Origin of the sequence: Kineococcus vitellinus (assembly GCF_009906315.1) — a bacterium.
Classification (GTDB): Bacteria; Actinomycetota; Actinomycetes; order Actinomycetales; family Kineococcaceae; genus Kineococcus; species Kineococcus vitellinus.
This window is the reverse complement of sequence record NZ_JAAALL010000649.1, coordinates 1-512: the sequence shown is the minus strand read 5'-3', so window position 1 is coordinate 512 and position 512 is coordinate 1. Positions and strand designations below refer to the sequence as shown.

The 512-nt window shown below is 82.0% G+C and carries 1 protein-coding gene; it reads left to right on the top strand.

Features of this window, described 5'->3' with window-relative positions:
* On the top strand, positions 1–512 hold a 512-nt coding region (locus GTQ99_RS23925; protein WP_166618105.1), incomplete at both ends, for a glycosyltransferase family 4 protein.

Here is a 512-nt window from a genome sequence, read left to right as displayed (position 1 = left end):
CCCCCACCGGTCCCGGCGCCCCCGCGGTGCCCGTCGTGCTCGTCCTCGCCAGCAGCGCCGGCGGGGTGGGGCGGCACGTGCAGCAGCTGTGCACCGGGCTGCGGCGCCGCGGCGTGGACGTGCGGGTTGCCGCGCCCGCCGAGACCTCGCGGCGCTTCGCGTTCGAGGCGCCCACGACGGCCGTGGAGATCGGCCCCTCGATCGACCCGCTGCGCGACCTGCGCGCCGCGCGGGCGCTGCGCGCGGCCCTGGCCGCGCCCGGGCTGCGCGCGGCCGTGGTGCACGCGCACGGCGTGCGGGCGGGGTTCGTCGCCGCGCTCGCCCTGCCCCGGCGCACCCCGCTGGTGGTGACGCTGCACAACGCCGTCCTCGGCACCGGTGCGCGGGCCCGGCTGGGCCGGGCGGTGCTCGCCCTCGTCTGCCGGCGCGCGCAGGTGGTGCTCGCCGTCAGCGGCGACCTGCTGGCCCAGGCGCGCCGGTGCGGCGCCCGCGACGCCGAGCGGGCCCTCGTG